Below are 26,417 nucleotides of genomic sequence, written 5' to 3' on the forward strand. Positions count from 1 at the left end.
AGTCGGAAGTTTACCCGATATCGAGCCGATAGACATCCTTTGCCGTCTTCAAGAACAACGCCGTCTTCTCAACTTCGCTATATTGTGATGCAAGCCGTTTAAAGGTGTTGAAGATCACCTGATAGCTGCACTGTCCCTTGTCAGGTGGGAAGTTGCTTTCGAACATGCAACGGTTCGGCCCGAACGCCTCGATGCAGGTCTCCACATAGGGCCGCCAGGCGGCGGCGAGTTCCTCCGACGAGGGTGGCCTCGGACGCAGGTGGAAGTCGTAGCCGAGCAGGCACATCGCCAGCCCGCCGAGCTTGACCACGACGTTTTGGCATTTGGCGATCTCCTGGATCGAGGCCTTCCAGACCGGAAAGGTCTCCTCGCGCTTGCCGGCGAAGCGGCCGGTGCCGACCGGGCCGCCGCAATGATCGAGCACGATTTTGGTGTCGGGAAAGGCGCGGGCGAGGTCGGTGAGCTCGCCGATCTGCGGGTGGAACAACCAGGCGTCGAAGCTGAGGCCGAGCGGCGCCAGGCACGCGAACCCCCTACGAAAGGTGGGGTCGAGCAGGATGCCCTTCGGCCGGTTCGCATACATGTGGGCGACGTTGGGGTCCTCGTCCCAGGCCGAGGAGTGGCGGATGCCGCGGAACCGGCCGTTGCCGGCGGCAATCTCCGCCTCCAGCACCGCCTTGGCCTGGTCGCCGATCAGAAGGTTAACGTGGCTGACGATGCCGGCGCAGATCGCCGTCTTGCCATAGCCGCCGCTTGCCGCCATCGCCGCGACGCCGTTGGCGAACTCGACCTCGCCGACCGGACGGAACGCCTCCGGCCCGTCGGCGCGATACATTGACCGGCAGTCGACATAGACCGTCGCCACGATGTTGTGGCCGGAGCCGATGTCGTCGCGCATCTCCTCGATCAGATAGCGCAGTCCGCCGCGATCCCAGAGGTGATGATGCGGGTCGACGATCGGCCGGCCGGGATCGATGATCTCCTCGGTGTATTGGGCGAGCCAGTCTTCGCGCGGATTGGCATAGAGCCCGCTCGCAGAGGCGGGCAGAGTGCTGGCCATGGATGATGCTCCCTGTTCTTGCTCTTGTCGGCCGCCGATCCGATGTCGGCTGTGCGAAGGATAACGAGCCGCGCGCGAACTGGTCAAATGCGCAGCCCCGGCGCATTCCGCTGCGCCATCATCCATGCGGCGCCGGCGCGGCGAGCTGAACGAGGCTTCCGGCGAGCATCGCAACCAGCAGGCCTTGGCGGCCGCCACGGGTCGCCGCATACAATCCGCCGAGCACCGCGACCCCTATCGTTGCACCGCTGATCCGCGCCACGTTGATCAGCGCCGCAGCCGTACCGGCCCGCGCAGCCGCGACGTCGCCGACGGCCATCGCCGAGAGCGGTCCTGCCGCGAGGCCGAGCCCGAGGCCGGTGATGGCCAGTCCGAACTCGGCTAGGGCGATGTTTGGTTGCAGGCCGCCAAGGCCGATCATCAGGAGGCCGGCGCTCATCAGCGTCACGCCGCCCGATGTTGTCGCGCGCAGTCCAAATTTGTCAGAGAGCGTGCCGGAGAGCGGCGAGACCAACACGAACACCAGCGACATCGGCAGTAACGCGGCGGCGCTTGCCGGGGCATCGAACCGCCCGCTCGACTGCCAGGCCAGCGGCAAGACGAAGACCATGCCATAGCCGCCGAAGGTCATGCCTGTGGTGGTGATCATCGCGGCGCGGAACTGACGGGCGCTGAGTATCTCGGGCGACAGCAGCGCCTCGGAACCCTTTTTCCGCTCGATCGCGATCAGCAGGAATGTCGAAAGCACGGCGACGGCCAGCATGGCGATCGTCGCGCCCGGCGTCGACCGTGCGCCGATGGCGGCATAGGTCAGGCTTCCAAGCGCCAGCGCGCCGCAGAACTGGGCCGGAGCGTCAAACGCGCGCCGCTGCGGGTTCGCTGATTCCGGGACCGTCGATCCGGCCATCACAGCGACCAGCAGGCCGAGCGGCACGATCACCAGGAAGATGCTGCGCCAGCCGAGCCATGGGATCAGCAGCCCGCCAAGGCTCGGTCCCAGCGTCATGGCGACGCCGTTGCAGGCGGCCCAGATGCCGAGTGCGCGGGCGCGCTCGTCCGGCTGGTCCCAAACTACGCGGATGATCGCCAGCGAGGCCGGAATCATCAGCGCGCCTCCGGCACCCGTGAGGGCACGTCCGCCGATCAGCACCTGTGCGGACGGCGCGGCCGCGCACAGCAGCGATGCGAAGCTGAAGATCAGGGCGCCGCAGATCAGGATCCGGCGCCGGCCGTATTTGTCCGCAAGCATCCCGCCGGGCAGCAGCGAGACGGCGTAGACCAGATTGTAGCTGTCCACGATCCACTGCAACTGGTCGACACCGGCGCCGAAATGATCACCGATCGCACGCGCACCGAGATTGACGATGAATGTGTCGATGTGCGCGATCGTGACGGCGAGGCACAGCGTCAGCAGCGTCAGTCGCTGCGATGCGCGCATGGCAAAGGGTTTACGCCGAAGCATATCGTCCATCGCGTATCCTGTTCTGAGGAGGTCGGAAGAGGCGCTCAGGCCTTGTTCAGGCTTTGCTCACCGAGCGCCTGGCGCGCGCCCGCTGTTGCGGCGAAATCGTTGGCCGGCGGCGCCCGCCATCCATTCGTCGTAGAATTCGACCTTGGCGTCGACCAGCGTCAGTGCCTCGGTCCATTTGGCGATCATCGCATGCACACGGAGCTGATGGGCGGCGAGCAGGGCGCGGCGCTTGGGCAGGCTGGCGCTGCCCTGCTTCACCAGCGTGGTGTATTCGCGGAGTTGCCGGATCGACATGCCGGTCAGGCGCAACCGTTCCATCAGGTCGAGCCAGCCGATATGGTAATCGCTGTAGACGCGGCGGCGACCGCGGTCCCTGACGACGCCCGGCATCAAGCCCTGCATCTCATACCAGCGGATCGTGTGGACGCTGCGGCCGGAGCGGCGCGCGATCTCACCGATGTGGAGCGCGCTGGGCGCCTGGGTTGTTCGGGCATCCATCATGGTAAGACCGCCTTCATGGCGCCGGCGGGATCATGCGACGTGCGGCTGATCCGCCAGACGCTTCCGAGTGAACAAGCTGGAGCACACTCTAGGTCAAGCGCGAAAATCGCCGGTTGACGAAATCGTGTCAGGGGCGGGCTGCCTCACACCCCGTCGAGGATGATCACCGTCGGCGTCGCCGGCAGTGTGTCGCGCGAAATCCTCAAAGTCCGCTCGCCGCCGCGGCGGTCGATCTCGAACTGTTGGCCGATCAGGCGCATGAACTCGTCGAGCGGGGTCGCGAAGCGGTGCATCGGCAGCACCACCGAGGCGCGCAGCCGCTTCGTGATCTCGGAGACGCCGTCGAGCGACATCGTATAGGTGCCGTCGATCGGCACCATCACGATGTCGAGCCGGCCGATCGCGGCGAACTGGCTGTCGTCGACCTTGACGTGGAGGTGGCCGAGATGGCCGATGCAGAGGCCGGCGACCTCGAAGATGAAGATCGAATTGCCGTCCTTGATCATCGCGCCGCCGGCGTCTTCGCCCCAATAGCGGCGGATGTCGGTGGTGACGTTGCGGATATAGACGTCGCCGATCCGCTCCGAGTAGTGCGCGGCCTGGCCGTTCTCGCCCCAGCCGTGCAGCACATGGGCAATTTTAGGGTCGGGGAACAGCGTGTAATGCGTCGCATGGGCCCGGTTCATGGTCGCGACGTCGGGTAGCCGTCCGGTCTGATAGACGCCATTGTAGTCGGTCGCGATCCGGATGCCGCCGGGCGTGTCGATGTAGTAGGTCGAGTGGCCGGCATAGGTGATCGCGACCTTATCCGCTTTGGCGGCGATGCGCCGGTAGCTCACCGGGGTGGCGCGCGGCGGCGCATTGGCCATCGCCAGGCATTCGCTGCGTTGAGCATCCTGCGCGACCGCGTGACCGGTCAGCGTTCCCAGCACGACAAGCGCGGCGAGCAATCTCAGCATGAGCTGTTCCGTCGGCGGCGACATCCACCGCCGCGAGACTAGCGCGCAATTGCCGTGCCGTCATGATGAGGCCGGCGCATCGCTCCACGGCGCTGGCTGCAATACGATCCGGGCGATTATTCAGCCGGCAGGCGCTATCATCGCAGATCACAGCGATCAGGGAGTTCTGCGTGACCGACAATACCTCCGCGCCGCGCGCATCATCCACCAAACGGCTCGAGCCGTTGCGCCATGTCGACGCAGGCGTGCTCAACATCGCCTATTATGAGGCCGGCCCGGCGGATGGCCCGGTCGTGCTGCTGATGCACGGCTTTCCCTATGACATCCATTGCTTTGTCGACGTCGCACCGATCCTGGCCGCGCAGGGCTGCCGGGTCATCGTGCCCTATCTGCGCGGCTACGGGCCGACGGTGTTTCGCGACAAGGCGACGCCGCGCTCGGGCGAGCAGGCGGCGATCGCGGCCGACATGATGGCGCTGATGGATGCGCTCGGCATCAGGCGCGCGGTGTTCGCCGGCTATGATTGGGGCGGCCGTGCCGCTTCGATCGGCGCGGCGCTTTGGCCGGAACGCTGCGTCGGGTTGGTCTGCACCAACGGCTACATGATCCAGGACATCGCGCATGCATGGTGCCGGCGCGGCCGGAGCGCGAGGTGCCGCTCTGGTATCAGTATTACTTCCAGCTCGAGCGGGGACGCGCGGGGCTTGCCGCCGACCGGCGCGGCATCGCGCGGATCCTGTGGTCGCAATGGTCGCCGGGCTGGGCATTCGACGATGCCTGCTTCGAGCGCACCGCCGTTGCATTCGACAATCCCGATTATGTCGATGTGGTGATCCACAGCTATCGCCATCGCTACGGCGTTGTCGAAGGCGACCCGCAATACGCGGATTTGCAGCGGCGGCTGGACACATTGCCGGTGATTACCGTGCCCACCATCACGCTCGACGGCGCCGATGACGGGGTGACGGCTGCCACCGACGGCAGTGCCAGCGCGGCCAAATACACAGCTCGCCGCGCCTATCGCGTGATCCCGGGCGCAGGCCACAACCTGCCGCAGGAGCAGCCGGAGGCTTTTGCCGCCGCCGTGATCGACGTGATGAAGGCGTAACGGTGTGTCAGGCCTGGTGTGTCAGGCTTGGCGCGGGCTGATCCGCCAGGCGATGGCGAGCGTCAGCAGCGTCAGAACGCCGCTGACCAGCGCAGCTATCGGGATCGTCAGCGCCAGCGCCGCGGTTGCGGCCCAGCCGATCGAGGAGAACGCTTCGGCGAAGGTCGCGATGCGGGAGGAGGTCTGGCGCCGGCGGAACTGGCTGCGCTTGGCCTGCGCGCGGAACCAGAGCTGGACCGCGGCGGCGGATGCGGTCGCGATCAGGATTGCGATCGCCGTGACCGCGGCCTGAGCGAGCGAGGCAAACGCCAGCGCGGCCACCAGCGGCGTAAACACCACCGCGATGGCGATCAGCACCACCTCGATTTTGGCGCGGATCACGCGTGACGGCGGCAGCGGCGCGGTCGCTACCAGGTCGGGCGCGTCCTCGCCCGAGATGGTCAGCCACGCGAGCCCGCCGGCGAGTTGGCCTGCGGCCATGACGATGACGGGCGTGATCAGCACGATCGCGGTCGACGTACCGGAGAAGCTGCGCCACAGCATCAGCGCCGGCGGCAGCAGATAGAGCATCTGCATCAGGCTCTGCGACAGCAGCCACGGATCGCGCCGCAGCAGCAGGAATTCCTTGCGGCGCAGCGCCTGCTGCCGCGAGCCGGGCCGGAACGTGCGGGAACGCCCTTGCGTGACCGTGGCCGGATTGGCGGCGACGCGCGCGACCGTGTCGGCAAACCGCGGCGCGAACACCGCCATCACGACGCCGAGCAGCACGAGCGCCGTGGCGAGCAGCAGCAACATGATCTCGAGATCGCCGAGCGATGCGCGCGCCGGCCACCAGACCAGGTTGTCGAGCGCGGGGGCGATGCGTGCCGCGGTGGCGGAGGTCAGAAAGGCAAAGCGCGACAGCGTGCCATAGGACAGCACGGCGACGATCTGCAGAGCGATGACGAAGCCGGCGCCGATGACGGCGGAGACGATCTGCGCCGCCATCCGCGTCCGGCTCGGCCCGATCACGCAAAACAGGAACGCGGTGACGGCGATCGCCGCGGCCGCCGCCGACAGGCCGATCGCCAGCACGACGCCGAAGCCGGCGAGCCAGCGCGGGCCGCCGAGATAGACCAGCACGTCGATGAACGGTGTCGACAGCAGCAGCGCCATGCTGCTCACCGTCAGCGCGATCGCGGCGATCCGGATCGAGAAGATGTTGGTGAGCTTCGCCGGCGACGACATGATCAGATCGAGATCGGCGCGGGCGAGAACACCCGCGTCACCGATTCGATTGCCTGCGAGAGCATCAAGGCCCAGGACAGGAAGATCGTCGCGGTCAGCACGATCAGCGAGGACGGATCGAGCGGAAACCTGAGGTCGACATAGCGGGCGACCACGGCATAGGCCGGCAGATGCAGGATCGCCGCGAAGACCAAGAGACCGATCAGGGCGCGATTGCGCCGGCGCCGGCCGCCGGTCATCATCGCCAGCCATTCGCGCCAGGCCAGGCGGAATTCGTGGCGCGCGAACCACGTGAGATGGGCGGTCGAGCTCACGCGGCCGCCGCTTCGGTATCGACCAGCGCGATGAACATGTCTTCGAGCGTGGTGTCGTTGCGGCCGTTCCGCTCGCGCAGCTCGGCCAGTGTGCCCTCGGCGATCAACCTGCCCGACGCGATCACGCCGATCCGGTCGGCCATGCGCTCGGCGACCTCGAGAATATGGGTGGTCATGATCACAGTGCAGCCGGTGCGGACGCGCTCCTGCAGCAGCCCCTTGACGTGACGCGCCGACAGCGCGTCGAGGCCGGTCAGCGGCTCATCAAGAATGATCAGGCGGGGATCGTGCACCAGCGCGCCGGCGAGCGCCACCTTCTGGCGCATGCCCTTGGAGAAACCTTCGCAGCGCTCGTTGAGATGCGGCTCGAGCCCGAGCGAGATCAGGAGATTGCGCGCCGACTGCTCCGACGTGCGGGGATCGATGCCCCACAGGCCGGCGACGAATTCGAGATATTCGAGCGGCGTCAGCTTGTCATAGATCATCGGCTCGTCGGACACCCAGGCCATGATCTGCTTGGCGGCGACCGGATCGGCCAGCGCATCGATGCCGAGGATCGACACCGAACCGGCATCGGGCCGCAATAGCCCGGCCACCATGCGCAGCGTCGTGGTCTTGCCGGCGCCGTTCGGCCCGAGCAGCGCGTAGAATTCGCCGACCCGGATGGTGAGATCGAGCGCGTCGACCGCCGGGCGGTCAAAACGCTTGGTTAACCCTCGCAGGGCCAGTGCGGACAGTTGCGATGTCATGATGTGGTGGCGATCCGGGAGTTCGCTCGTCGGTTGCGTAACCTTGGACAAAAACCATTTCGGTGCAATGAATCGCACGGGGCAAATCGAATGCGATATCCGTATTAGTCCGTGCTGCGGCATATCTCCGTAAATGTGATGATATAGCCGGAACAGCGGTTTGTTGACAGGGATCGGCCGTTTTGGCTCAATCGGGGCGGACATAGGCGGCTTTCAGCGCTTCCGACACAAGGGCGTGAAGGCGGGATGCGACGAGCGATCGGATAAGAATCGCCGGGCATCGGGGAGGGAACGATGCTGGACTTTGTTCAGCAGCTCGTCAGCGGCATCGCGCTCGGCTGCGTTTACGGCCTGATCGCGCTCGGCTTCGTGCTGGTCTACAAGGCAACCGAGGTCGTCAATTTCGCGCAAGGCGATTTGATGATGCTGGGCGGCTTTTTCGCCTTCACCTTCATCGGCATGCTCGGGCTGAACTACTGGGTCGGCTTCGCCGGCGCGGTGATCTGCATGGCGCTGTTCGGCATGCTGGCCGAGCGGCTCGTGGTGCGGCCGATCCTCGGCTATCCGCAATTCTCCATCATCATGGCGACGATCGGGCTCGGCTATTTCCTGCGCTCGGTCGCCGGCATGATCTGGGGCACCGACGACTTCAAGATCGAGACGCCGTTCAGCCAGGGCGTGCTGCGGATCGGCAGCCTGGTGCTCGCCTATGACAAATTGTCGGTGATCGCGGCGACCATCATCCTGTGCGCGCTGCTCTACCTGTTCTTCAACCGCACCACGCTCGGCACCGCGATGCGCGCCAGCTCCGAGAACATGTTGGCTGCCTATTACATGGGCATTCCAGTCAAGCGCGTGGTCTCGATCGTCTGGGCGATCTCGGCCGCGGTGGCGACCTGCGCCGGCGTGCTGCTGGCGCCGATCACCTTCATCCATTCCAATGTCGGCCTGGTGCTGGGGCTGAAGGCGTTTCCGGCCGCGGTGCTCGGCGGCTTCGGCTCGATCCCGGGCGCGGTGGTCGGCGGCGTCCTGATCGGCGTGATCGAGAGCATGGCCGGTTTCTACCTGCCGCAGGGCTGGAAGGACGTCGCGCCCTACATCGTGCTGCTCGCAGTGCTGCTGCTCAAGCCCGAAGGCCTGTTCGGCCTTCACGTACGAAAAAAGGTCTGAGGAGCGACATATGCGGTTTCTCTTCAAGACCGACTACGAAGACGACATCAGGCTGTTCCCGCATTCCGGCTACGTCTATTCCTACGGCCTGCTGCTCGCGGTGCTCGTGATCGCGCCCTACGTGCTGTCCAGCTACCTGATGAGCCAGTTGGTCTTCGTCTGCATCTATGCGACGGTCGGCGTCGGGCTGATGATCCTGACCGGCTTCACCGGACAGGCCTCGCTCGGCCACGCCGCGTTTCTGGCGATCGGCGCCTATACCGCGGCCTATCTGCAGCAGTTCAACGTGCCGTTTCCGGTCTACTTCCTCGCCGCGGGGCTGTTGACCGGCGTGGTCGGCGCGCTGGTCGGATTTCCGGCGCTGCGGCTGCAGGGCATCTACCTCGTGATCGCGACGATCTCGTTTGCCTTCATCGTCGAGGAGATCATGGCGCGCTGGGAAAGCGTGACCAACGGCAATGAGGGCATGCGGGTCAAGACCATGCAGTTGCTCGGCACCACGGTGTCGCGCGACGGCCCGACCTTCTATTATCTCTGCCTTGCCGTGCTGGTGCTGACCATCGTCGGCACGCTCAATTTGCTGCGCTCGCCGACCGGGCGCGCCTTTGTCGCGATCCGCGACAGCGAGACCGCGGCGCGCAGCATGGGCATTAATGTCGCGCTCTACAAGGTGAAGTCGTTCGCGATCTCGGCTGCTATCACCGGCTTTGCCGGCGTGCTGTTCGCCCACAAGCTCTCCTTCATCTCGCCCGAGATGTTCACGTTGCAGCTCTCGATCGAGTTCATCATCGTGATCCTGATCGGCGGCACGTTCAGCCTGCACGGCGCGGTGCTGGGCGCGATCTTCCTGGTCATGATCGATCCGTTCCTGACCTATCTGAAGGACGACATGCCCGGCGTGATCGCAGGCGCCGCCGCCACGCTCGGCGCCGGCACGGAGCGCGCAGGCCACATCCAGGATGCGGTCGCGGCGTTTGCCTCCGCCAATGGGCTGAAGGGCGCGATCTACGGCGTGATCATCGTGGTGTTCGTGCTCTTTGAACCGCTGGGACTCTATGGCCGCTGGCTCAAGATCAAGCTGTTCTTCCAGCTGTTCCCGCTCTACAAGCGCGCGACCTTCAAGCGGCAGAAGATCTATGTGAAATCGGAGCGGAACCGATGAGCTATTTCCGTGCCGAAAACCTGTCGCTGCATTTCGGTGGCCTCAAGGCGGTCGATGCCGTCAGCTTCGCGGTCGAGAAGGGCGAGATCCTCTCGATCATCGGGCCTAACGGCGCCGGCAAGAGCTCGATCTTCAACCTGATCTCGCGCATCTACCCGCCGACCTCGGGCAAGATCTTCTTCGAGGATCAGGACATCACCCAGGAGCCGGCCTACGACATCGCAAAGCTCGGCATCGCGCGCACCTTCCAGAACATCGAGCTGTTCGAGAATGCGACCGTGCTGAGCAATCTCCTGGTCGGCCGCCATCGCCATTCCACCACCCAGCTCTGGCAGGAGCTCTTGTTCCTGCCGAGCGTGCGCGCCGGCGAGAAGGCGCACCGCCGCCGGGTCGAGCAGGTGATCGAATTCCTCGATCTCGAGCCCTACCGCGACAAGCTGATCTCGGGCCTGCCTTACGGGGTGCGCAAGGTGATCGAGCTGGCGCGCGCGCTGTGCTCGGAGCCGAAGCTGATCCTGCTCGACGAGCCGTCATCAGGCCTCAATGTCGAAGAGACCGACGACATGTCGTTCTGGATCCGCGACATGAAGAGCGAGCTCGGCATTACGGTCTTGATGGTCGAGCACGACATGACGCTGGTCAACCGGGTCTCCGACCGCGTGATCGCGCTGAACTACGGCCGCGTGCTGGCGATGGGCTCGCCGTCCGAGGTGCAGCACCATCCCGACGTCGTCGCAGCCTATCTCGGCGCCTGAGGACGATGCCATGAGCACATCGGACATCATCCTGAAACTCTCCAACATCGAGAGCTATTACGGGCCGATCATGGCGATCCGCGGCATCAGCCTCGAGGTGCCGCGCAGCCGGATCGTGACGCTGCTCGGCGCCAACGGCGCCGGCAAGACCACGGTGCTGAAGACAATCTCCGGCATCCTCGATCCGCAGAAGGGCTCGATCGAATTCCTCGGCAAGCCGATCCAGCGCATGGAGGCCGACCGGATCGTACGGCTCGGCCTCAGCCACGTGCCGGAGGGGCGCGAGGTGTTTCCGTTCCTGTCGGTGCGCGAGAACCTGATGATGGGCGCGTATCTGCGCAAGGACCGCGACGGTGTGGCGCAGGACCTCGAGCGCGTCTACGGCTATTTTCCACGGCTGAAGGAGCGGCTCGGCCAGCCGGCCGGGCAGCTTTCGGGCGGCGAGCAGCAGATGCTGGCGATCGGACGGGCGCTGATGAACCGGCCGACGCTGCTGCTGCTGGACGAGCCGTCGCTTGGGCTGTCGCCGATCCTGGTGAAGGAGATCTTCACCATCATCCGCCGCGTCAACGAGGAGCAGGGCATGTCGATCCTGCTGGTCGAGCAGAATGCCAAGATCGCGCTGGAGACGGCGCATTACGGCTATGTGCTGGAGATCGGCCGCGTCGTCATGAACGACACCTGCGAGCGGTTGCTCAATTCGCCCGATATCCAGGAGTTCTATCTCGGCGCCAAGGAAGCCGGCGCGCGGGGCGAGCGGCGCTGGAAAAAGAAGAAGACGTGGCGGTAGGGAAGACTTGGCGTCAGGGAAGACTTGGCGTTGAAGGCCTGGTGCTGGAGAAGGGTTGGCGTCGACGAAAGTAGCGCTGAGGAAGGTTTGGCACTGGCAGCGAGTTGGAGCTAGATTTCAGGCCTGTTTCGCCGACAAGACCGGCAGCCGAGCCGGCGCGCGAAGCAGGCGGCAGAGGAGGGAGCGCGCATGGCAGGACCAGCGGTGCTGACGGTCGCCGACACGATCGCGAGGAGCTTTCTGCTCGCGGTGCAAACGCGTGGCGACAGGCCCGCAATCCGCGAAAAGAAGTTCGGCATCTGGCAACCGACCAGCTGGCGCGAATGGCTGCAGATCTCCAAGGACATCGCCTTCGCCCTGCATGCGACCGGCTTCCGCCCTGGCGACGTCGCTCGATCATCGCCAACGCGGTGCCGGAATGGGTCTATGCCGACATGGGTATCCTGTGCGCCGGCGGCGTGTCCTCCGGCATCTACCCGACCGATTCGGCGGCGCAGGTCGAATACCTCGTCAATGATTCCCGCACGCGGGTGATCTTCGTCGAGGACGAGGAGCAGCTCGACAAGGTGCTGACCTGCCGGTCGCGCTGTCCGACGCTTGAGAAGATCATCGTGTTCGACATGGAGGGGCTCTCCGGCTTCTCCGATCCGATGGTGCTGTCGCTCGCCGAGTTCACGGCGCTCGGCCGCAATCATGCGCAGGGCAATGACGCCTTGTGGGATGAGATGACCGGCAGCCGCACCGCCTCCGATCTGGCGATCCTGGTCTACACGTCGGGCACCACGGGCCCGCCCAAGGGCGCGATTCATTCCAACCGCAGCGTGACGCACCAGATGCGCCACGCCAACGACCTCTATCCCTCGACCGACAGCGAGGAGCGGCTGGTGTTCCTGCCGCTCTGCCACGTCGCCGAGCGGGTCGGCGGCTATTACATCTCGCTCGCGCTCGGCTCGGTGATGAATTTCGCCGAGAGCCCGGAAACGGTGCCGGACAATCTGCGCGAGGTGCAGCCGACCGCATTCCTCGCGGTGCCCAGGATCTGGGAGAAGTTCTATTCCGGCATCACCATCGCGCTGAAGGACGCGACCCCGTTCCAGAACTGGATGTACGCGCGCGCGCTCGCGATCGGCAACCGGATGACCGAATGCCGGCTGGAGGGCGAGGCGCCGCCGCTGCCGCTGCGGCTCGCCAACCGTGCGGCCTACTGGCTGGTGTTCCGCAACATCCGCCGCATGCTCGGGCTCGACCGCTGCCGGATCGCGCTGACCGGCGCGGCGCCGATCTCGCCGGATCTGATCCGCTGGTATCTCGCGCTCGGCATCGACATGCGTGAGGTCTACGGCCAGACCGAGAATTGCGGCGTCGCGACCATGATGCCGGCGGACCGCATCAAGCTCGGCTCGGTCGGCAAGGCCGCGCCATGGGGCGAGGTGATGATCTGTCCGAAGGGCGAGATCCTGATCAAGGGCGACTACCTGTTCATGGGCTATCTCAACCAGCCGGAGAAGACCGCCGAGACGATCGACGCGAAGGGCTGGTTGCACACCGGCGATGTCGGTGCGATCGACAATGAAGCTATGTCAAAATCACCGACCGGATGAAGGACATCATCATCACGTCAGGCGGCAAGAACATCACGCCGTCCGAGATCGAGAACCAGCTCAAATTCTCGCCCTACGTCTCCGACGCGGTCGTGATCGGCGACAAGCGGCCGTACCTGACCTGCCTGATCATGATCGATCAGGAGAACGTCGAGAAGTACGCCCAGGACCAGGACATCCCGTTCACCAACTATGCGAGCCTGTGCCGCGCCCGCGAGATCCAGGACCTGATCCACCGCGAGGTCGAGGCGGTCAACGCCAAGTTCGCGCGCGTCGAGACCATCAAGAAATTCTACCTGATCGAACGCCAGCTCACGCCGGAAGACGAGGAGCTGACGCCGACCATGAAGCTGAAGCGCAGCTTCGTGAACAAGCGCTACGCGGCCGAGATCGACGCCATGTATGGCGAACGGGCGGTGGCATAGAGCATGATCCGGAAAAGTGTGAAGCGGTTTTCCGAATAGATCATGCTCAAGGAGAGAGCTGAGAAGCGATTGGCGAAGGAGCGAGAAGGCCCGACCCTTCGCTCACCATGGGCCGTTGTTAAGGAGGAGACTGCAATGTCGAAATCGCTGAAGGCGCTGGGCCTTGCGGTGAGCGCGCTGGCGCTGACCTGTCTGCCGGCCGCAGCCCAGACCAAGGTCACCAATGAAGGCATCTCGCCGACCGAGATCGTGATCGGAACGCACCAGGATCTGTCCGGCCCGATCAAGGTCTGGGGCGTTCCGGTGTCGAACGGCATGAAGATGGCGGTTGAGGAGATCAACGCCAGCGGCGGCATCAACGGCCGCAAGATCAAGATGATCCTGGAGGACAATGGCTACGACCCGAAGAAGGCCGTGCTGGCCTCGCAGAAGATGGTCGAGCGCGACAAGATCTTCGCGATGATCGGGCCGATGGGCTCGCCGACCGTGCTCGCCGCGCAGGATATCCTGTTCGACGCCGGCGTGCTGCAGCTGTTCCCGCTGACCGCCGCCGAATTCACCTTCAAGTTCGATCCCGCCAAGCCGCAGGAGCGGCTGAAGTTCAACAACCTGCTGCCCTATGTCGAGAGCACGCGCGCCGCGCTCAAATACATGATGGACTGGAAGAACTTCAAGAAGCCCTGCATCATGCACCAGGACGACGAGTACGGTAAGAACGTGCTCGACGGCTTCAATCAGCAGCTCGCTGCGATGAAGGTGCAGCCCGCCTCGATCACCAGCTACAAGCGCGGCGCCTCCGACTTCTCGGCGCAGGTCGCCAAGATGAAGGCCGACGGCTGCGACCTCGTCGTGCTCGGCACCGTGATCCGCGAGACCATCGGCGCGATGAACGAGGCCAGGAAGCTCGGCTGGGACGTCACCTTCCTCGGCGCCACCCCGACCAACGTGCTCGAAGTGCCCGCGCTCGGCAAGGAAGCCGTCGAGGGCCTCTACGCCGCGTCAGGCTTCGAGATTCCCTATGAGGACACGGCCAAGGGCAAGGTGAAGGACTGGCTGCTCAGCTACAAGAAGATGTTCAACTCCGACGCCAACACCCAGGCGATCATCGGCTACAACGCGGTGATGACGTTTGCCTTCTACGCCCAGAAGGCGGGCAAGGATCTCACCGGCCAGAAGATGCTCGATGCGCTGGAGTCGGGCGACAAGTTCCTCGATATCTTCAGCTCGCCGCCGACCAAGTTCTCCAAGACGGATCATCTCGCCAACACCATCACCCAGGTGCAGCAGGTCAAGGGCGGCCGCTGGGTTCTGGTGAAGGACAACCTGATGTTCTGAAGTCGTGGCGGAGGTTCGGCACTCCGTCATTGCGAACGCAGCGAAGCAATCCATACCCTCGTGAGTGGGAACATGGATTGCTTCATCGCTCCATTCCTCGCAATGACGGAACGTGTGTGAACCCTGTCTTCGACTCACCGCTCCGCCGGCCGCCACGCGGCCTCGGTGACGGGCGGCGCATCGACATAACGATTGACGCCGTTCTGGTCGATCACGAAGGTCGGCCGGAAGCTCCTGATGTCGGCGTCCTCGATCATCGCCATGCGGCGGTTGTCGAGCGTCAGCCAGTGGCCGTCGAGCCGCGCTGCGACCACGGCATGGTCCTCGCCGCCCAGCAGGTCGTGCATGACCACGATCCGCAAATCCTCCGGCGCGACACCGGCCTTGGCGAGCGCCACGAACTTGGCGATCGCATAGTCCTCGCAGTCGCCGCTGCCGCGGGCGAAGGTGGCGAGCGGCGTGGCCCAGACGTCGGGCTCGCCGTAAGTCGCGAGATCGCTGCCCGGGCGGATCGCCAGATTGATCGCGCGGTTGATCTCGCCGAGACGGGCGCGCCCGTTGCGCGCGCGACCGGCATCGACGATCGCCAGGAACCGCTGCGCTTCGGGCGAGGCACAGCCTGCACGGTCGCTCTCGCAGGCGGCGAGTTGCACCAGTTCATCCGCGAGCTGGCGCTGCACGCCGAGCCATTTGTCGTGCAGGCCGCCGCCGGCAAGCAGGCTGGTCGCAAGGCCGAACGGTTCGGTGGACTGTCGGAGCAGGGTCGCCGGGCCGGGCGACAGCAGCGAGGCGGCATTGAGCTCGGCAATTGGCGCGGCCAAAGCCAAGCCGAAGCCCAGCATGACGGCGCGCAGCGCGAACGAGCGAAGCGAGAATCCCATGTGACACCCCCTGTCCGCTCATCGGCGGGTGGACACTACACCGCACACGCGACCGGATCGTTTCATGCCGCGAGCATGACCAGCGATCCCCTCAAATCGACTTAAGATGTGGGAGATCCGGGCAGGAGGCTAAAGGGCGCGTGGTCCGGGTCCCGAAAACTTTACCGGTTTGTGAAACCAACCCGCGAACCTTTTTCCACCGCGAAGCGCCTCACCCTTGCCTACTGGTTAACCCAGCCAGTCCGCGCGCGGGATAGCTGGGATTTGTAAGCCAAGTCACAGCTTTAGCCGGAAAAATCGGGTCAAATGCCCTCTCGGGGCTGCGGGGAAATAAAGGCAAGTACAGAAATGCCAATCAATACCACGAATACGTGGCTCAGTACCCATCTTGGCTCAAATCCCATCTCATGGTACCGTCAGGCAGGTTCGGAATACACGACTCATGTGAGAGTGAGCCAAGTCACATCCGGTCAAACCGCGCGACCAGAGCACCTTGCGAAAGCAAAGGATGGTTTCGCCAAGCTTTATCCGATGATATGCAGGCGTAATCATTCGGATATTTTACCAATATTAACCCCCGTGCGGTGATCCGCAGTGAACTTTGTCGAGAAATTCGACGGCCATTTGCCGAGCGCGGACGCTTACGCCCGCGGATCGGCATACGTCGAAAGCGTTACCTCGAATGCTCCGCCTGGCGCGATCACGGTCGACGACGGGCAATTGCTGTTCACCGGCGACTTCAAGCGAACCGGGCTCGATCTCGTCATCTCGAAGGACGATCGGGAACTCGTCCTGCACGACTATTTCAAGGGCGAGAAACGCGCGGCGCTGGCGTCGCCTGAAGGCGCGCATCTCACCGGCGACCTCGTCAACGCACTCACCGGCTACACCCAATATGCCCAGGCCGGCGGTGCCGCGGAGCCGGCCAAGGTCATCGGCCATGTCACCAAGCTGACGGGCAGCGCCACCGCCGTCCGTAACGGCGTCGCTGTTGTCCTGAACCAGGGCGACAACGTCAACAAGGGCGACGTGGTGCAGTCGGGCAGCGACTCGACGCTCGGCATCACCTTCATCGACGGCACCGTGTTCGGTCTCGGACCGAACGCCAAGATGGTGCTGAACGAGATGATCTACGACCCGAACGGGTCGAACAATTCGTCGCTGATGAGCCTCGTCTCGGGCACCATCTCGTTCGTCGCCGGCGCGACCGCCAAGCATGGCGACATGAAGGTCGATACGCCGGTCGCGACCATGGGCATCCGCGGCACCGCGGTGCTGGTCGAGATCGATTTCGACGTGCAGGGCTCCGGCGGCGTGCCGCCGGCCAAATTCCAGGTGCTGGTGGAGCCCGACGGCACCACCGGCTCCTACATCCTGTTCGACAAGACGACGCTCAATCCGATCGCGACCGTCGATCAGGCCGGCACCCAGACCATCGTCAACGGTCAGGGCAGCGTCAGCTTCGTCTCGTCGGCGCAACTGTCGACCGATGCGCAGAAGCTGATCTCGGACGTCTTCGCGCTGAAGTTCACCGACAACAACAATCCCAATACCAAGCTCACGACGAACTTCACGGATAGCATCGTCCCGGTCACGACCATCCTCAAGCTCGCGACCGGCGACGTGACCCTGCCGACAAGCTTCCTGCTGGCCCTTACCGGCAATGCCGGGCCAGAGGGCCCTTCCGTGAAGCCCGATCATGCTCCCGGTGCGCCGCATGTCGTGACCCAGAATGCTTCGTTCACCGAACAGGCCGGGCTGACCCATAGCACGCTGCCCGACACGGTGACCGGCCAGATCACCTGGACGGACGTCAATCTCGGCGACAAGCCCACTGCGGCGGTCAGCTTCAGCACCTTCAGCTACCACGACGCCGGCGGCAACGACGTGACTTCGCAGCTCACGGCGGCGGAACAGGCGGCCATCAAGGCGGTCGAGATCCCGTTGCTGCTCACGCCCGATCCGAACAATACCAATTTCGGTTCGGCGACCTGGACCTACAGCCTTGCCGACGGCGCCTTCGACTTCCTGGCCGCTGGCGAGACCTTGACGCTGACCTATCTGGTGCGCGTCGACAACAACTATGCGCCGAGCAACGAGACCGCGTTCAAGACCGTCACCATCACGATCACCGGCACCAACGACACGCCGGTGGTGACGTCCGCGGCGCAGGCCGGTTCGATCACCGAGCTGCCATGGACGACGAGCTCCGGCGCGCCGGATACCGCGCACGGCACGGTCACGTTCACCGATGCGGATCTGACCGACACCCACACGGTCACCATCACCGGCGTCACCGAATCCGGCGTCACCACGGGACTTGCCGACCAGGCCACCGTGCTGAGCTGGCTATCGCTCGGCGCGCTCACCGATTCGACCGACGGCGTGACGGGATCGCGCGCCTGGGCGTTCTCGGCGACCGACAAGAGCTTCGACTATCTCGCCGCGGGCGAGACGCTGACGCTGACCTACACGATCCAGATCAACGACCAGCATGGCGGCGTCGTCACGGTCCCGGTCACGATCACGATCGTCGGCACCGATGACATGCCGGTGATCACGTCGCCGACCCAGGCCGCCGCCATCACCGAAACCCCGGAGACGACCGGCTCGGTGAGCCACGATACCGCGTCCGGCACGGTGACCTTCACCGACGTGGACCTCAGCGACACCCACAGCGTCACCGTGGCCGGCGTCGCCGAAACGGGCGTCACATCAGGGCTCCCCGATCAGGCGACGATCCTGAGCTGGCTGTCGCTCGGCGCGCTGTCGGATTCGACCGGCGGCGTGACCGGATCGAATATCTGGACGTTTTCGGCCGCGGACACGAGTTTCGACTATCTCGCCGCAGGCGAGACGCTGGCGCTGACCTATACGGTCCAGGTCGACGACCATCATGGCGGCGTCGTCACCCAACCAGTCACGATCACCATCACGGGCACCAACGACGTCCCGACATTCACCGCCGAGCCGCAGACCACCACCATCGCCGAGCAACCCGATACGACGGGTTCATCGAAGCCGGACGTGGCCCAGGGCGTTGTGGGCTTTGCCGACGTCGATCTCAGCGACACCCACACCGTGTCCATCACCGGAGTGACCGAGCAGGGGACGACCACGGGCCTGCCCGAGAATGAGTCCACGATCCTGAACTGGCTGTCGCTGGGGGCGCTGACGGATTCGACCGGCCACGTGACCGGATCGCAGGCCTGGACCTTCTCGGCCGCGGACCAGAATTTCGACTACCTCGCCGCCGGCGAGACGCTGACGCTGATCTACACGATCCAGGTCGACGATCATCATGGCGGTGTGGTCAGTCAGCCGGTGACGATTACGATCACTGGCAGCAATGACGCGCCGACCGTCACGTCGGAAGCGCAGACGGCCACCATCGCCGAGCAGCCCGACACCACGGGATCGTCCAAGCCGGACAGCGCATCGGGCACCCTGATTTTCACCGATGTGGACCTCAGCGACACCCACACGATGACCATCACCGGCGTTGCCGAAGCCGGAGCGACCGCAGGCCTGCCCGAGGACCAGTCCATCATCCTGAACTGGCTGTCGCTGGGGACGCTGACGGATTCGACCGGCGGGCTGACCGGATCGCAGGCCTGGACCTTCTCGGCCGCGGACCAGAATTTCGACTACCTCGCCGCCGGCGAGACGCTGACGCTGACCTACACGATCCAGCTCGACGATCATCATGGCGGCGTCATCAACACGCCCGTCACGATCACGATCAACGGCGCCAACGACGCGCCGACGCTCGCCGACGTCAACGCTGGCACGCTCACCGACACCGCCGCCTATGACACGTTCAGCCCGCTCACCGGCACGCTGCACGGCCATGACGTCGACGACGGTGAGACGGCAACGCTGAGCTATGCCATCCTGAACTCCGACCATGCCGCGGTCACGCAGATCTCAGGTCTCTACGGCCTGCTCACGGTCAACCCGGACGGCACCTACAACTATGTTCCCGACGCCGCCGCGATCAACGCGCTACCCAAGGGGACCTTTGCCGACACGTTCACGGTCGAGACGATCGATGCGCATGGCGCCGTTGGAACGGCGACGCTGACGGTCGACGTCATCGGCGCCAACGATGCACCTGTGATCCATACCGACAATATCAGCATTACCGAGAATCCAAACGGGACGGACACGATCTCCGGCCTCACCGTGACGGATGTCGATGCCACGGCCACCGAGAACTTCCTGCTGGCGGCGACGACGGTCGGTTCGGGCAGCAGCGTGACACCGCCCGCGCAAGCGGGGCACCTCACCGACATCAACGCGGCGCTCGCATCGTCGGCGCTCACCTATCACCCCGGCACCGCGCCGACCGACACCGTCACGCTCTCCGTGACCGACGGCAACGGCGCGAGCGATACGGTCAACCTGATCTTCAACGTCCAGCAAAATCCGACCGCGCCGGTGACCCTGACGAGCACCACTGGCAAGGACGTGCTGTTCGGGACGGCGGGTTACCAGGACCAGTTCGTCTTCGCGCCGAACTTCAACCACGACACGATCCTGAACTTCAAGCCCGGCGTCGACCACATCGACCTGACCGCGGTGGTTTCGACCAGCAGCGTCGATACCTGGATCAGCCAGCACGTCTCACAGTCGCCGACCAACGCGGCCGATACGCTGATCACGATCGACAGCGCGGACACCATCACGCTGCGCAACGTCAGCCCCGCGACGCTTGGCCACAACGACTTCCTGCTTCACGTCACGTGACGGCTGTGCGGCCGAGCCGCCATGGGCGGCGGGTCGGGTCGGGCTGATTGTGCACCGCGCATGCCGGCTCCATTGGAACAAACTCTCCGCGCGTGATATCCAGACGGCATGAAACGGCTGAAGGCGATACGGAGGTGGTTCGCACGGCGCTTCGGTTATGCGCGGCTGGCCTGCGTGGCGCTGTTGATCGGCTTTGCTGCGCTGCGGGCTGTGGATCCGGCTCCGGTGCAGGAGATTCGCGTCAGGACGTTCGATACCTTCCAAGTGCTCGAACCCCGCCAGAAGACCGCGCGGCCCGTCACCATCGTCGATATCGACGAGAAGAGCCTCGCCGATCCCCGGCTCGGGCAATGGCCGTGGCCGCGGACACGGCTTGCCGACATCGTCATCAATCTCACCCGGCTCGGCGCCGTGGTGATCGCGTTCGACGCGGTGTTCTCCGAGCCGGACCGTCTCAATCCGGATATCGCGGCCGATACGTTCAGCAGCCTCGATGAGGAGATGCGCGCCCGGCTGCGGCAGCTGCCGAGCAACGATAGCATCTTCGCCGACGCCATCAAGAACTCGCGCGTGGTGCTCGGCGAATCCGGCGGTCCCAATGTGCGCGCCGACCTCAACGAAAAGCTGCCGGTCACCGGGCTTGCGATGCTCGGCGAGGAGCCGCAGCAGTTCATGTTCCAGTTTCCGGGATTGTTGCGCAACGTGCCGGTGCTCGAGGAGGCCGCCGCCGGGCGGGGCCTGTTCACGATCAGGCCGGAGCGCGACGGCATCGTCAGGCGGGTGCCGATGATGATGGTCGCGCAGGGCGTCACCATGCCGTCGCTGACGTTCGAAATGCTGCGGGTGGCGGGCGGCTCCGGCACCATCCTGATCAAGGCCGACAAGGGCGGCATCCAGAGCCTCGGCATCAAGGGCTTTGCGATTCCGACCGATCTCTACGGCCAGCTCTGGATCCATTACGCCCGCCGTGACCCCTCGATCTATGTTTCGGCCGTCGACGTGCTGGATGGGCGGGTCTCGCCGGACCGGATCGCGGGCAAGCTGATCCTGATCGGCACTTCCTCGGTCGGGCTGAACGACATCAAGACCACACCGGTGACGCCGGCCATGCCCGGGGTCGAGGTTCATGCCCAGGTGCTGGAGAGCGCGCTCACCGGTGACGTCGTTTCGCAGCCGAGTTACGGCATCGCCATCGAATTCCTCGCCGCGATGATCATGGGGCTCCTGGTCATCGCCTTCGCGCCGAAATTCGGTCCGGTGACGCTGGTCGTTGTCGGCGGCTTGTTCGCCTCGGTGCTGATCGGCACCTCCTGGTATTTCTATTCCCAGCACCGGCTCCTGATCGATTTCACCTATCCGCTGATGTCGACCACGGCGATCTATCTGACGCTGATCTTCTCCGCCTTCGTGCGCGAACAGCAGCAACGCCGGCAGATCAGGTCGCAGTTCGTGCAATATATGTCGCCCGCGCTGGTCGAGCAGCTGGCGCAGTCGCCGGAGCGGCTCGTGCTCGGCGGCGAGGAGCGCGAGATGACCATCATGTTCTCGGACATGCGCGGTTTCACCACGATCTCGGAGACCTACAAGAGCGATCCGCAGGGTCTCACGACGCTGATGAACCGCTTCCTCACGCCGCTTTCCAACGCGATCCTCGCCCGCAAGGGCACGATCGACAAATATATGGGCGACGCCATCATGGCGTTCTGGAACGCGCCGCTCGACGACAAGCAGCACCAGCTCAACGCCTGCGACGCCGCGCTCGACATGCTGGAGCGCGTCGACGTCCTCAACCGCGCGCGTGAGCAGGAGGCCCAGGAGGGTGGCCACGTCTATGTGCCGCTCAACATCGGCGTCGGTCTCAACACCGGCACTTGCGTGGTCGGCAATATGGGCTCCGACGTCCGCTTCGACTATTCGGTGTTCGGCGACAGCGTCAATCTGGCCTCGCGGCTGGAAGGCCAATCCAAGGAGTACGGCTTCCCGATCATCGTCGGCTCGAAGACCGCGCTCGCGGTGAAGGAGAAGTTCGCGATCCTCGAACTCGACTTCATCATGGTGAAAGGCAAGAAGGAGCCCGAGGTGATCTATGCGATCGCCGGGCGCGAAGACGTCGCCGGCTCCGGCCGCTTCCAGCGGCTGCGCAACCTGACCATCGAGATGCTGGCCTGCTACCGCAGCCGCGATTGGGATGGCGCGCTCGCCGCGATCGAGCGCGGCCGCAAGACCGACGAGGCGCAGGCGTTGCAATATCTCTACCGCCTCTATGAGGCCCGCATCCGCGCTTTCCAGAAGGAGCCGCCGCCGGACGATTGGGACGGCGCCTTTGCGTTGACGACGAAGTAGGCTTCGTCGTCCCGGCGCAGGCCGGACCCATACGCCGCGGCCGGCGTGATGGGCAAGCGGCCAGACGGCCTTCCAACAACACCTAGTCGTGGTTATGGGTCCCGGCCTGCGCCGGGACGACGGCGGAGAGGTTTACGCGGCGACGACCAGCAACCTACTCCAGCCCGATCTGCGTCAGATCCTGGAACCAGTGCTGCGCCTGCACGAAGGTCTTCACCTTCGGCGACAGCGCGTGCGGATTGGTGTCATGCACCACCCAGACCAGCGCGGCATCGTCGACGATCAGCGCGTGGGCCTGCGCCAGCAACGCATCCTGTTTGGCGGTGTCGAAAGTCTGCTTGGCTTCGTCGATCAGCGCGTCGACCTTCGGGTTCTTGTAGCCGCCCCAGTTGACGCCCGTCGGCGCCACCTGGCCGGAATGGAAGAACCGCACGATGGCATAGAGCGGGTCCGAGGTGACATAGGCGATGTTGTTGGCGGTGATGCCGGCGTTCATCTCGTCGGCCGCGCCCTTGCGCCAATGGGAATACAACGTCTCGAGCTCGACCACCTTGAAATCGATATCGATGCCGATCTCCTTGAAGCTCTGCTGCAGGAATTCGTTCATCGGCAGCGACAACATCTGTCCGGTACCGCCCTGGGCGATGATGAAGGTCGTCTTCAGCGGCTTGTCCTTGGAATAGCCGGCTTCCTCCACCAGCTTCTTCGCGGCCGCGAGATCGTATTTCAGTTCGAACGTCGGCTTGCCGAACCATGGGCTCGACGGGTCGACCTGGCCCTTGGCCGGCTTGGCCAAACCATTCATCAGGCCGACCACCGCGTCGCGGTCGATCGCGAGGTTGAGCGCCTTGCGCAAGCGGATGTCGGTCCATGGCGAGCCCGGCAGCACGCTCAGATGATAATTCCAGACATGCGGTGTCACGTTGTCGACGATCCGCATGCCGGCGGCCTTGAGCTGCGGCACGGCGTCGGGCGCCGGCGTTTCGATCAAATCCACCTGCCCGGCGAGCAGCGCGTTGGTGCGGGTCAGGGCCTCCGGCATCGGGATCAGGATCAGCTTGTCGGCCTTCGCGAGCCGCTTCTTGTCCCAATAGTCCGGGTTCTTTGTCAGCTCGGCCAGCTCGCGCGGCACCAGCTTGGTCAACTTGAACGGACCGGTGCCGGAGGGCTGGCTGGCGAACTTGTTCCAGTCCTTGCCGAGCTTCTCATATTGCGCGGGGCTCGAGACCAGGAACCAGAGCATCTGGTAGGGGAAGAAGGAATCGACCGTCTTGGTGGTGATCTCGACGGTGAAGTCGTCGATCTTGGCGTAGCTCGCAACCGAGGGCAGGCGGGTCTTCACCTGCGCGCTCTGCCGCTTGTCGAATTGCGGCGCTTTGTCGTTCAGCACCTTGTCGAGATTCCAGATTACGGCGTCGGCGTTGAAGTCGCTGCCGTCGTGGAATTTGACGTTCCTGCGCAGCGTGAAGCGCCACTTGGTCTTGTCGTTGTCGTCGACCTTCCACTCGGTCGCAAGCCCGGGCACCAGTTTGCCCGGCCGGTCGGCAACATCCATCTCCCAGGCCACCAGCGGATCGTAGATCGTGTAGGCCGTGAACTGATAGGCGCCGGCGCCGCGATCGGGCTGGCCGGTCGTCAGCGGAATGTCGGCCATCGAAATGCCGTAGCGCACAATGGACTCCGCGCGCGCCGACATCGCCGGCCACCCCGCAGTCAGGGCAAGCGCCATTGCTGCCATCAGGATCGAATTGCGCGCACGCATATAAAGGCTCCGTTGGTGGGGAAGTCGGAGCCAAAAACTTGCAAGCATGATGCCAGAATAGGCACCATGGCCCGGCCTTAGCCTAAGGTGGGAAGAAATGACGCGCCCGGCGGTAAATTGCTGAAGAACTATTCCCCTTGGCACAGGCATTGCATACGCTTGCCCAAGAAATAATCACCAAAACGTCACCAGACTTCGAAGGGGTTGCTCAGATGCGTAACAGGAAGACCAATGCGACGGCGATCATGCTGGCGCTCGCGATGGCCAATTTTGTGCCGGCGATCGCCCGCGCCGAGACCGTGCTGCGCATTGGCATGACGGCTGCCGATATTCCGCGCACGCTCGGCCAGCCCGACCAGGGTTTTGAGGGCAATCGCTTCACCGGCCTGACGATGTACGACGCGCTGACGATGTGGGACCTGTCCTCGTCGGACAAGGCGAGCGCGATGATCCCGGGCCTCGCCACCGAGTGGAAGGTCGACGACAACGACAAGACCAAGTGGGTGTTCAAGCTGCGTCCCGGCGTCGTCTTTCACGACGGCTCGCCGTTCAACGCCGACGCGGTGGTCTGGAATGTCGACAAGGTGCTGAAGCAGGACGCGCCGCAATATGACGCGAGCCAGGTCGGCGTCACCGCCTCGCGCATGCCGACCCTGGTCTCGGCGCGCAAGATCGACGACATGACGGTGGAATTGACCACCAAGGAGCCCGACAGCTTCCTGCCGATCAACCTCACCAATCTGTTCATCGCCAGCCCGGCCAAGTGGCAGCAGTTCTACGACAAGGCGGAAGGCGCCGATGCCAAGGCGAAGTCGCAGGCCGCATGGGCGGCGTTCGCCAAGGATGCGTCGGGCACCGGCCCGTGGAAGATGTCGAGCTTCACGCCGCGCGAGCGCCTTGAGCTGGTGAAGAACGAGAACTATTGGGACAAGGCGCGGGTGCCGAAGACCGACAAGATGGTGCTGCTGCCGATGCCGGAGGCTAACGCGCGCACCGCGGCGCTGCTGTCCGGGCAGGTCAACTGGATCGAGGCACCGGCGCCGGACGCGCTGCCCGAGATCAAGCAGCGTGGCTTCAATCTCTATTCCAACGAGGAGCCGCATGTCTGGCCCTGGCAGTTCTCGCGCGTCGAGGGCTCGCCGTGGAACGATATCCGCGTCCGCAAGGCCGCCAACCTCTGCATCGATCGCGAAGGACTGCGCGACGGCCTGCTCGCGGGCCTGATGGTGCCTGCGACCGGCACGTTCGAGCCCGGCCATCCCTGGCGCGGCAACCCGACGTTCCAGATCAAGTACGACAAGCCGGCCGCACAGAAGCTGATGCAGGAGGCGGGCTTCGGTCCGAACAAGAAGCTGACGGTCAAGATCCAGACCTCGGCGTCGGGTTCGGGCCAGATGCTGCCATTGCCGATGAACGAATATCTGCAACAGGCTTTGGCGGAGTGCTACTTCGATGTGCAGCTCGACGTCATCGAGTGGAATACGCTGTTCACCAACTGGCGGCGCGGCGCCAAGGATCCGTCGGCCAACGGCTCGAACGCGATCAACGTCACCTATGCGGCGATGGATCCATTCTTCGCGCTGGTGCGTTTCCTGCAATCCGGCATGGCGCCGCCGGTCTCGAACAATTGGGGCTTCAACAACAATCCGAAATTCGACGAGCTGGTGAAGAAGGCCCGCCAGACCTTCGAGCCTGCGGCCCGCGACGCAGCGCTCGCCGAACTGCATGCGGCCTCGGTCGATGATGCGGCGTTCCTTTACGTCGCCCACGACGTGGCGCCGCGTGCGATGAGCCCGAAGATCAAGGGATTCGTGCAGCCGAAGAGCTGGTTCGTCGACTTCTCGCCGGTCACGGTCGCGCCGTGACACGGGAGGCATAGACCGGTGCACCCTCTCCCCTTGTGGGAGAGGGTGGCTTCGCCACCGGGTCGCGCGAAGCGCCGCCCGATGGTAAGCTTCCGCGAAGCCGGGTGAGGGGTCGTCTCCGCGGACACCCCTCATTGTCGTGAACTGACTGGAGCCGCGGACAGAACCCCTCATCCGGCGCGCTTTGCGC

Annotated in this window: 15 protein-coding genes and 3 pseudogenes; 10 read left to right on the forward strand and 8 right to left on the reverse strand. The window is 64.5% G+C overall.

Annotation, left to right across the window (positions count from 1 at the left end; all coding sequences use genetic code 11):
* Positions 1-10 precede the first annotated feature (10 nt).
* The 4 genes from ALC15_RS33635 to ALC15_RS33650 all read right to left on the reverse strand — a co-directional run bounded on the left by ALC15_RS33635 (position 11) and on the right by ALC15_RS33650 (position 3,991).
* The gene (locus tag ALC15_RS33635) at positions 11-1,060 is read right to left on the reverse strand and encodes an amidohydrolase family protein (RefSeq protein ID WP_050631000.1); all 1,050 of its coding nucleotides are present in this window, start codon (positions 1,058-1,060) and stop codon (positions 11-13) included.
* Positions 1,061-1,178: 118 nt separating this feature from the next.
* The gene (locus ALC15_RS33640; protein WP_210168614.1) at positions 1,179-2,498 is read right to left on the reverse strand and encodes an MFS transporter; all 1,320 of its coding nucleotides are present in this window, start codon (positions 2,496-2,498) and stop codon (positions 1,179-1,181) included.
* A gap of 90 nt (positions 2,499-2,588) precedes the next feature.
* Positions 2,589-3,029 carry a MerR family transcriptional regulator gene (locus ALC15_RS33645; protein ID WP_050631026.1) on the reverse strand — a complete coding sequence of 147 codons (441 nt, stop codon included), beginning with the start codon at positions 3,027-3,029 and terminating at the stop codon, positions 2,589-2,591.
* 146 nt (positions 3,030-3,175) lie between these two features.
* On the reverse strand, positions 3,176-3,991 hold the full coding sequence (locus tag ALC15_RS33650; protein WP_050631027.1) for an MBL fold metallo-hydrolase: 816 nt from the start codon (positions 3,989-3,991) through the stop codon (positions 3,176-3,178).
* Between the two features lie 224 nt (positions 3,992-4,215).
* Between ALC15_RS33650 and ALC15_RS33655 the strand changes: the two are divergent.
* Positions 4,216-5,099, forward strand: a pseudogene (locus ALC15_RS33655) (alpha/beta fold hydrolase).
* A 21-nt stretch (positions 5,100-5,120) separates the two neighbouring features.
* On the opposite strand, the pseudogene ALC15_RS33660 reads toward ALC15_RS33655, so the two are convergent.
* Both ALC15_RS33660 and ALC15_RS33665 read right to left on the reverse strand, forming a co-directional pair.
* Positions 5,121-6,640, reverse strand: a pseudogene (locus tag ALC15_RS33660) (permease).
* A complete protein-coding gene (locus ALC15_RS33665; protein ID WP_050631001.1) occupies positions 6,637-7,389 on the reverse strand; it encodes an ABC transporter ATP-binding protein in 753 nt (250 codons plus the stop codon). Before ALC15_RS33665 ends, ALC15_RS33660 begins: the two are co-directional and overlap by 4 nt.
* A 294-nt stretch (positions 7,390-7,683) precedes the next feature.
* Here ALC15_RS33665 and ALC15_RS33670 point away from each other — a divergent pair, with 294 nt between their 5' ends.
* The 6 genes and pseudogenes from ALC15_RS33670 (at position 7,684) to ALC15_RS33695 (ending at position 14,627) form a co-directional block, all read left to right on the forward strand.
* Entirely contained in the window at positions 7,684-8,559 is an 876-nt protein-coding gene (locus ALC15_RS33670) for a branched-chain amino acid ABC transporter permease (protein ID WP_021080282.1), read from the forward strand.
* A 10-nt stretch (positions 8,560-8,569) separates the two neighbouring features.
* On the forward strand, positions 8,570-9,721 hold the full coding sequence (locus tag ALC15_RS33675) for a branched-chain amino acid ABC transporter permease (protein WP_050631002.1): 1,152 nt from the start codon (positions 8,570-8,572) through the stop codon (positions 9,719-9,721).
* Entirely contained in the window at positions 9,718-10,476 is a 759-nt protein-coding gene (locus ALC15_RS33680) for an ABC transporter ATP-binding protein (RefSeq protein ID WP_050631003.1), read from the forward strand. The genes ALC15_RS33675 and ALC15_RS33680 overlap by 4 nt, the downstream gene beginning before the upstream one ends.
* A gap of 10 nt (positions 10,477-10,486) precedes the next feature.
* Entirely contained in the window at positions 10,487-11,266 is a 780-nt protein-coding gene (locus ALC15_RS33685) for an ABC transporter ATP-binding protein (RefSeq protein ID WP_050631004.1), read from the forward strand.
* Between the two features lie 189 nt (positions 11,267-11,455).
* Positions 11,456-13,292 (forward strand): annotated as a pseudogene (locus ALC15_RS33690) (AMP-dependent synthetase/ligase).
* Positions 13,293-13,427: 135 nt separating this feature from the next.
* Positions 13,428-14,627 (forward strand): ABC transporter substrate-binding protein, encoded by a 1,200-nt coding sequence (locus ALC15_RS33695; RefSeq protein ID WP_050631005.1) that lies wholly within the window; start codon positions 13,428-13,430, stop codon positions 14,625-14,627.
* A gap of 134 nt (positions 14,628-14,761) precedes the next feature.
* Here ALC15_RS33695 and ALC15_RS33700 read toward each other — a convergent pair whose 3' ends face one another.
* The gene (locus ALC15_RS33700; protein ID WP_050631006.1) at positions 14,762-15,508 is read right to left on the reverse strand and encodes a transglutaminase-like cysteine peptidase; all 747 of its coding nucleotides are present in this window, start codon (positions 15,506-15,508) and stop codon (positions 14,762-14,764) included.
* A 594-nt stretch (positions 15,509-16,102) separates the two neighbouring features.
* On the opposite strand from ALC15_RS33700, the gene ALC15_RS33705 reads away from it, so the two are divergent.
* Together ALC15_RS33705 and ALC15_RS33710 are read left to right on the forward strand one after the other, a co-directional pair.
* Positions 16,103-20,257 (forward strand): VCBS domain-containing protein, encoded by a 4,155-nt coding sequence (locus ALC15_RS33705; RefSeq protein ID WP_050631007.1) that lies wholly within the window; start codon positions 16,103-16,105, stop codon positions 20,255-20,257.
* Between the two features lie 108 nt (positions 20,258-20,365).
* Complete coding sequence (locus tag ALC15_RS33710; RefSeq protein WP_050631008.1) at positions 20,366-22,600, forward strand: CHASE2 domain-containing protein; 2,235 nt, start codon at positions 20,366-20,368, stop codon at positions 22,598-22,600.
* A gap of 154 nt (positions 22,601-22,754) precedes the next feature.
* On the opposite strand, the gene ALC15_RS33715 is transcribed toward ALC15_RS33710, so the two are convergent.
* The gene (locus ALC15_RS33715) at positions 22,755-24,362 is read right to left on the reverse strand and encodes an ABC transporter substrate-binding protein (protein ID WP_050631009.1); all 1,608 of its coding nucleotides are present in this window, start codon (positions 24,360-24,362) and stop codon (positions 22,755-22,757) included.
* 245 nt (positions 24,363-24,607) lie between these two features.
* Here ALC15_RS33715 and ALC15_RS33720 point away from each other — a divergent pair, with 245 nt between their 5' ends.
* The gene (locus ALC15_RS33720; protein WP_244486369.1) at positions 24,608-26,227 is read left to right on the forward strand and encodes an ABC transporter substrate-binding protein; all 1,620 of its coding nucleotides are present in this window, start codon (positions 24,608-24,610) and stop codon (positions 26,225-26,227) included.
* The last annotated feature ends 190 nt before the right edge of the window (positions 26,228-26,417 follow it).

Source organism: Bradyrhizobium viridifuturi, from assembly GCF_001238275.1.
GTDB lineage: Bacteria > Pseudomonadota > Alphaproteobacteria > Rhizobiales > Xanthobacteraceae > Bradyrhizobium > Bradyrhizobium viridifuturi.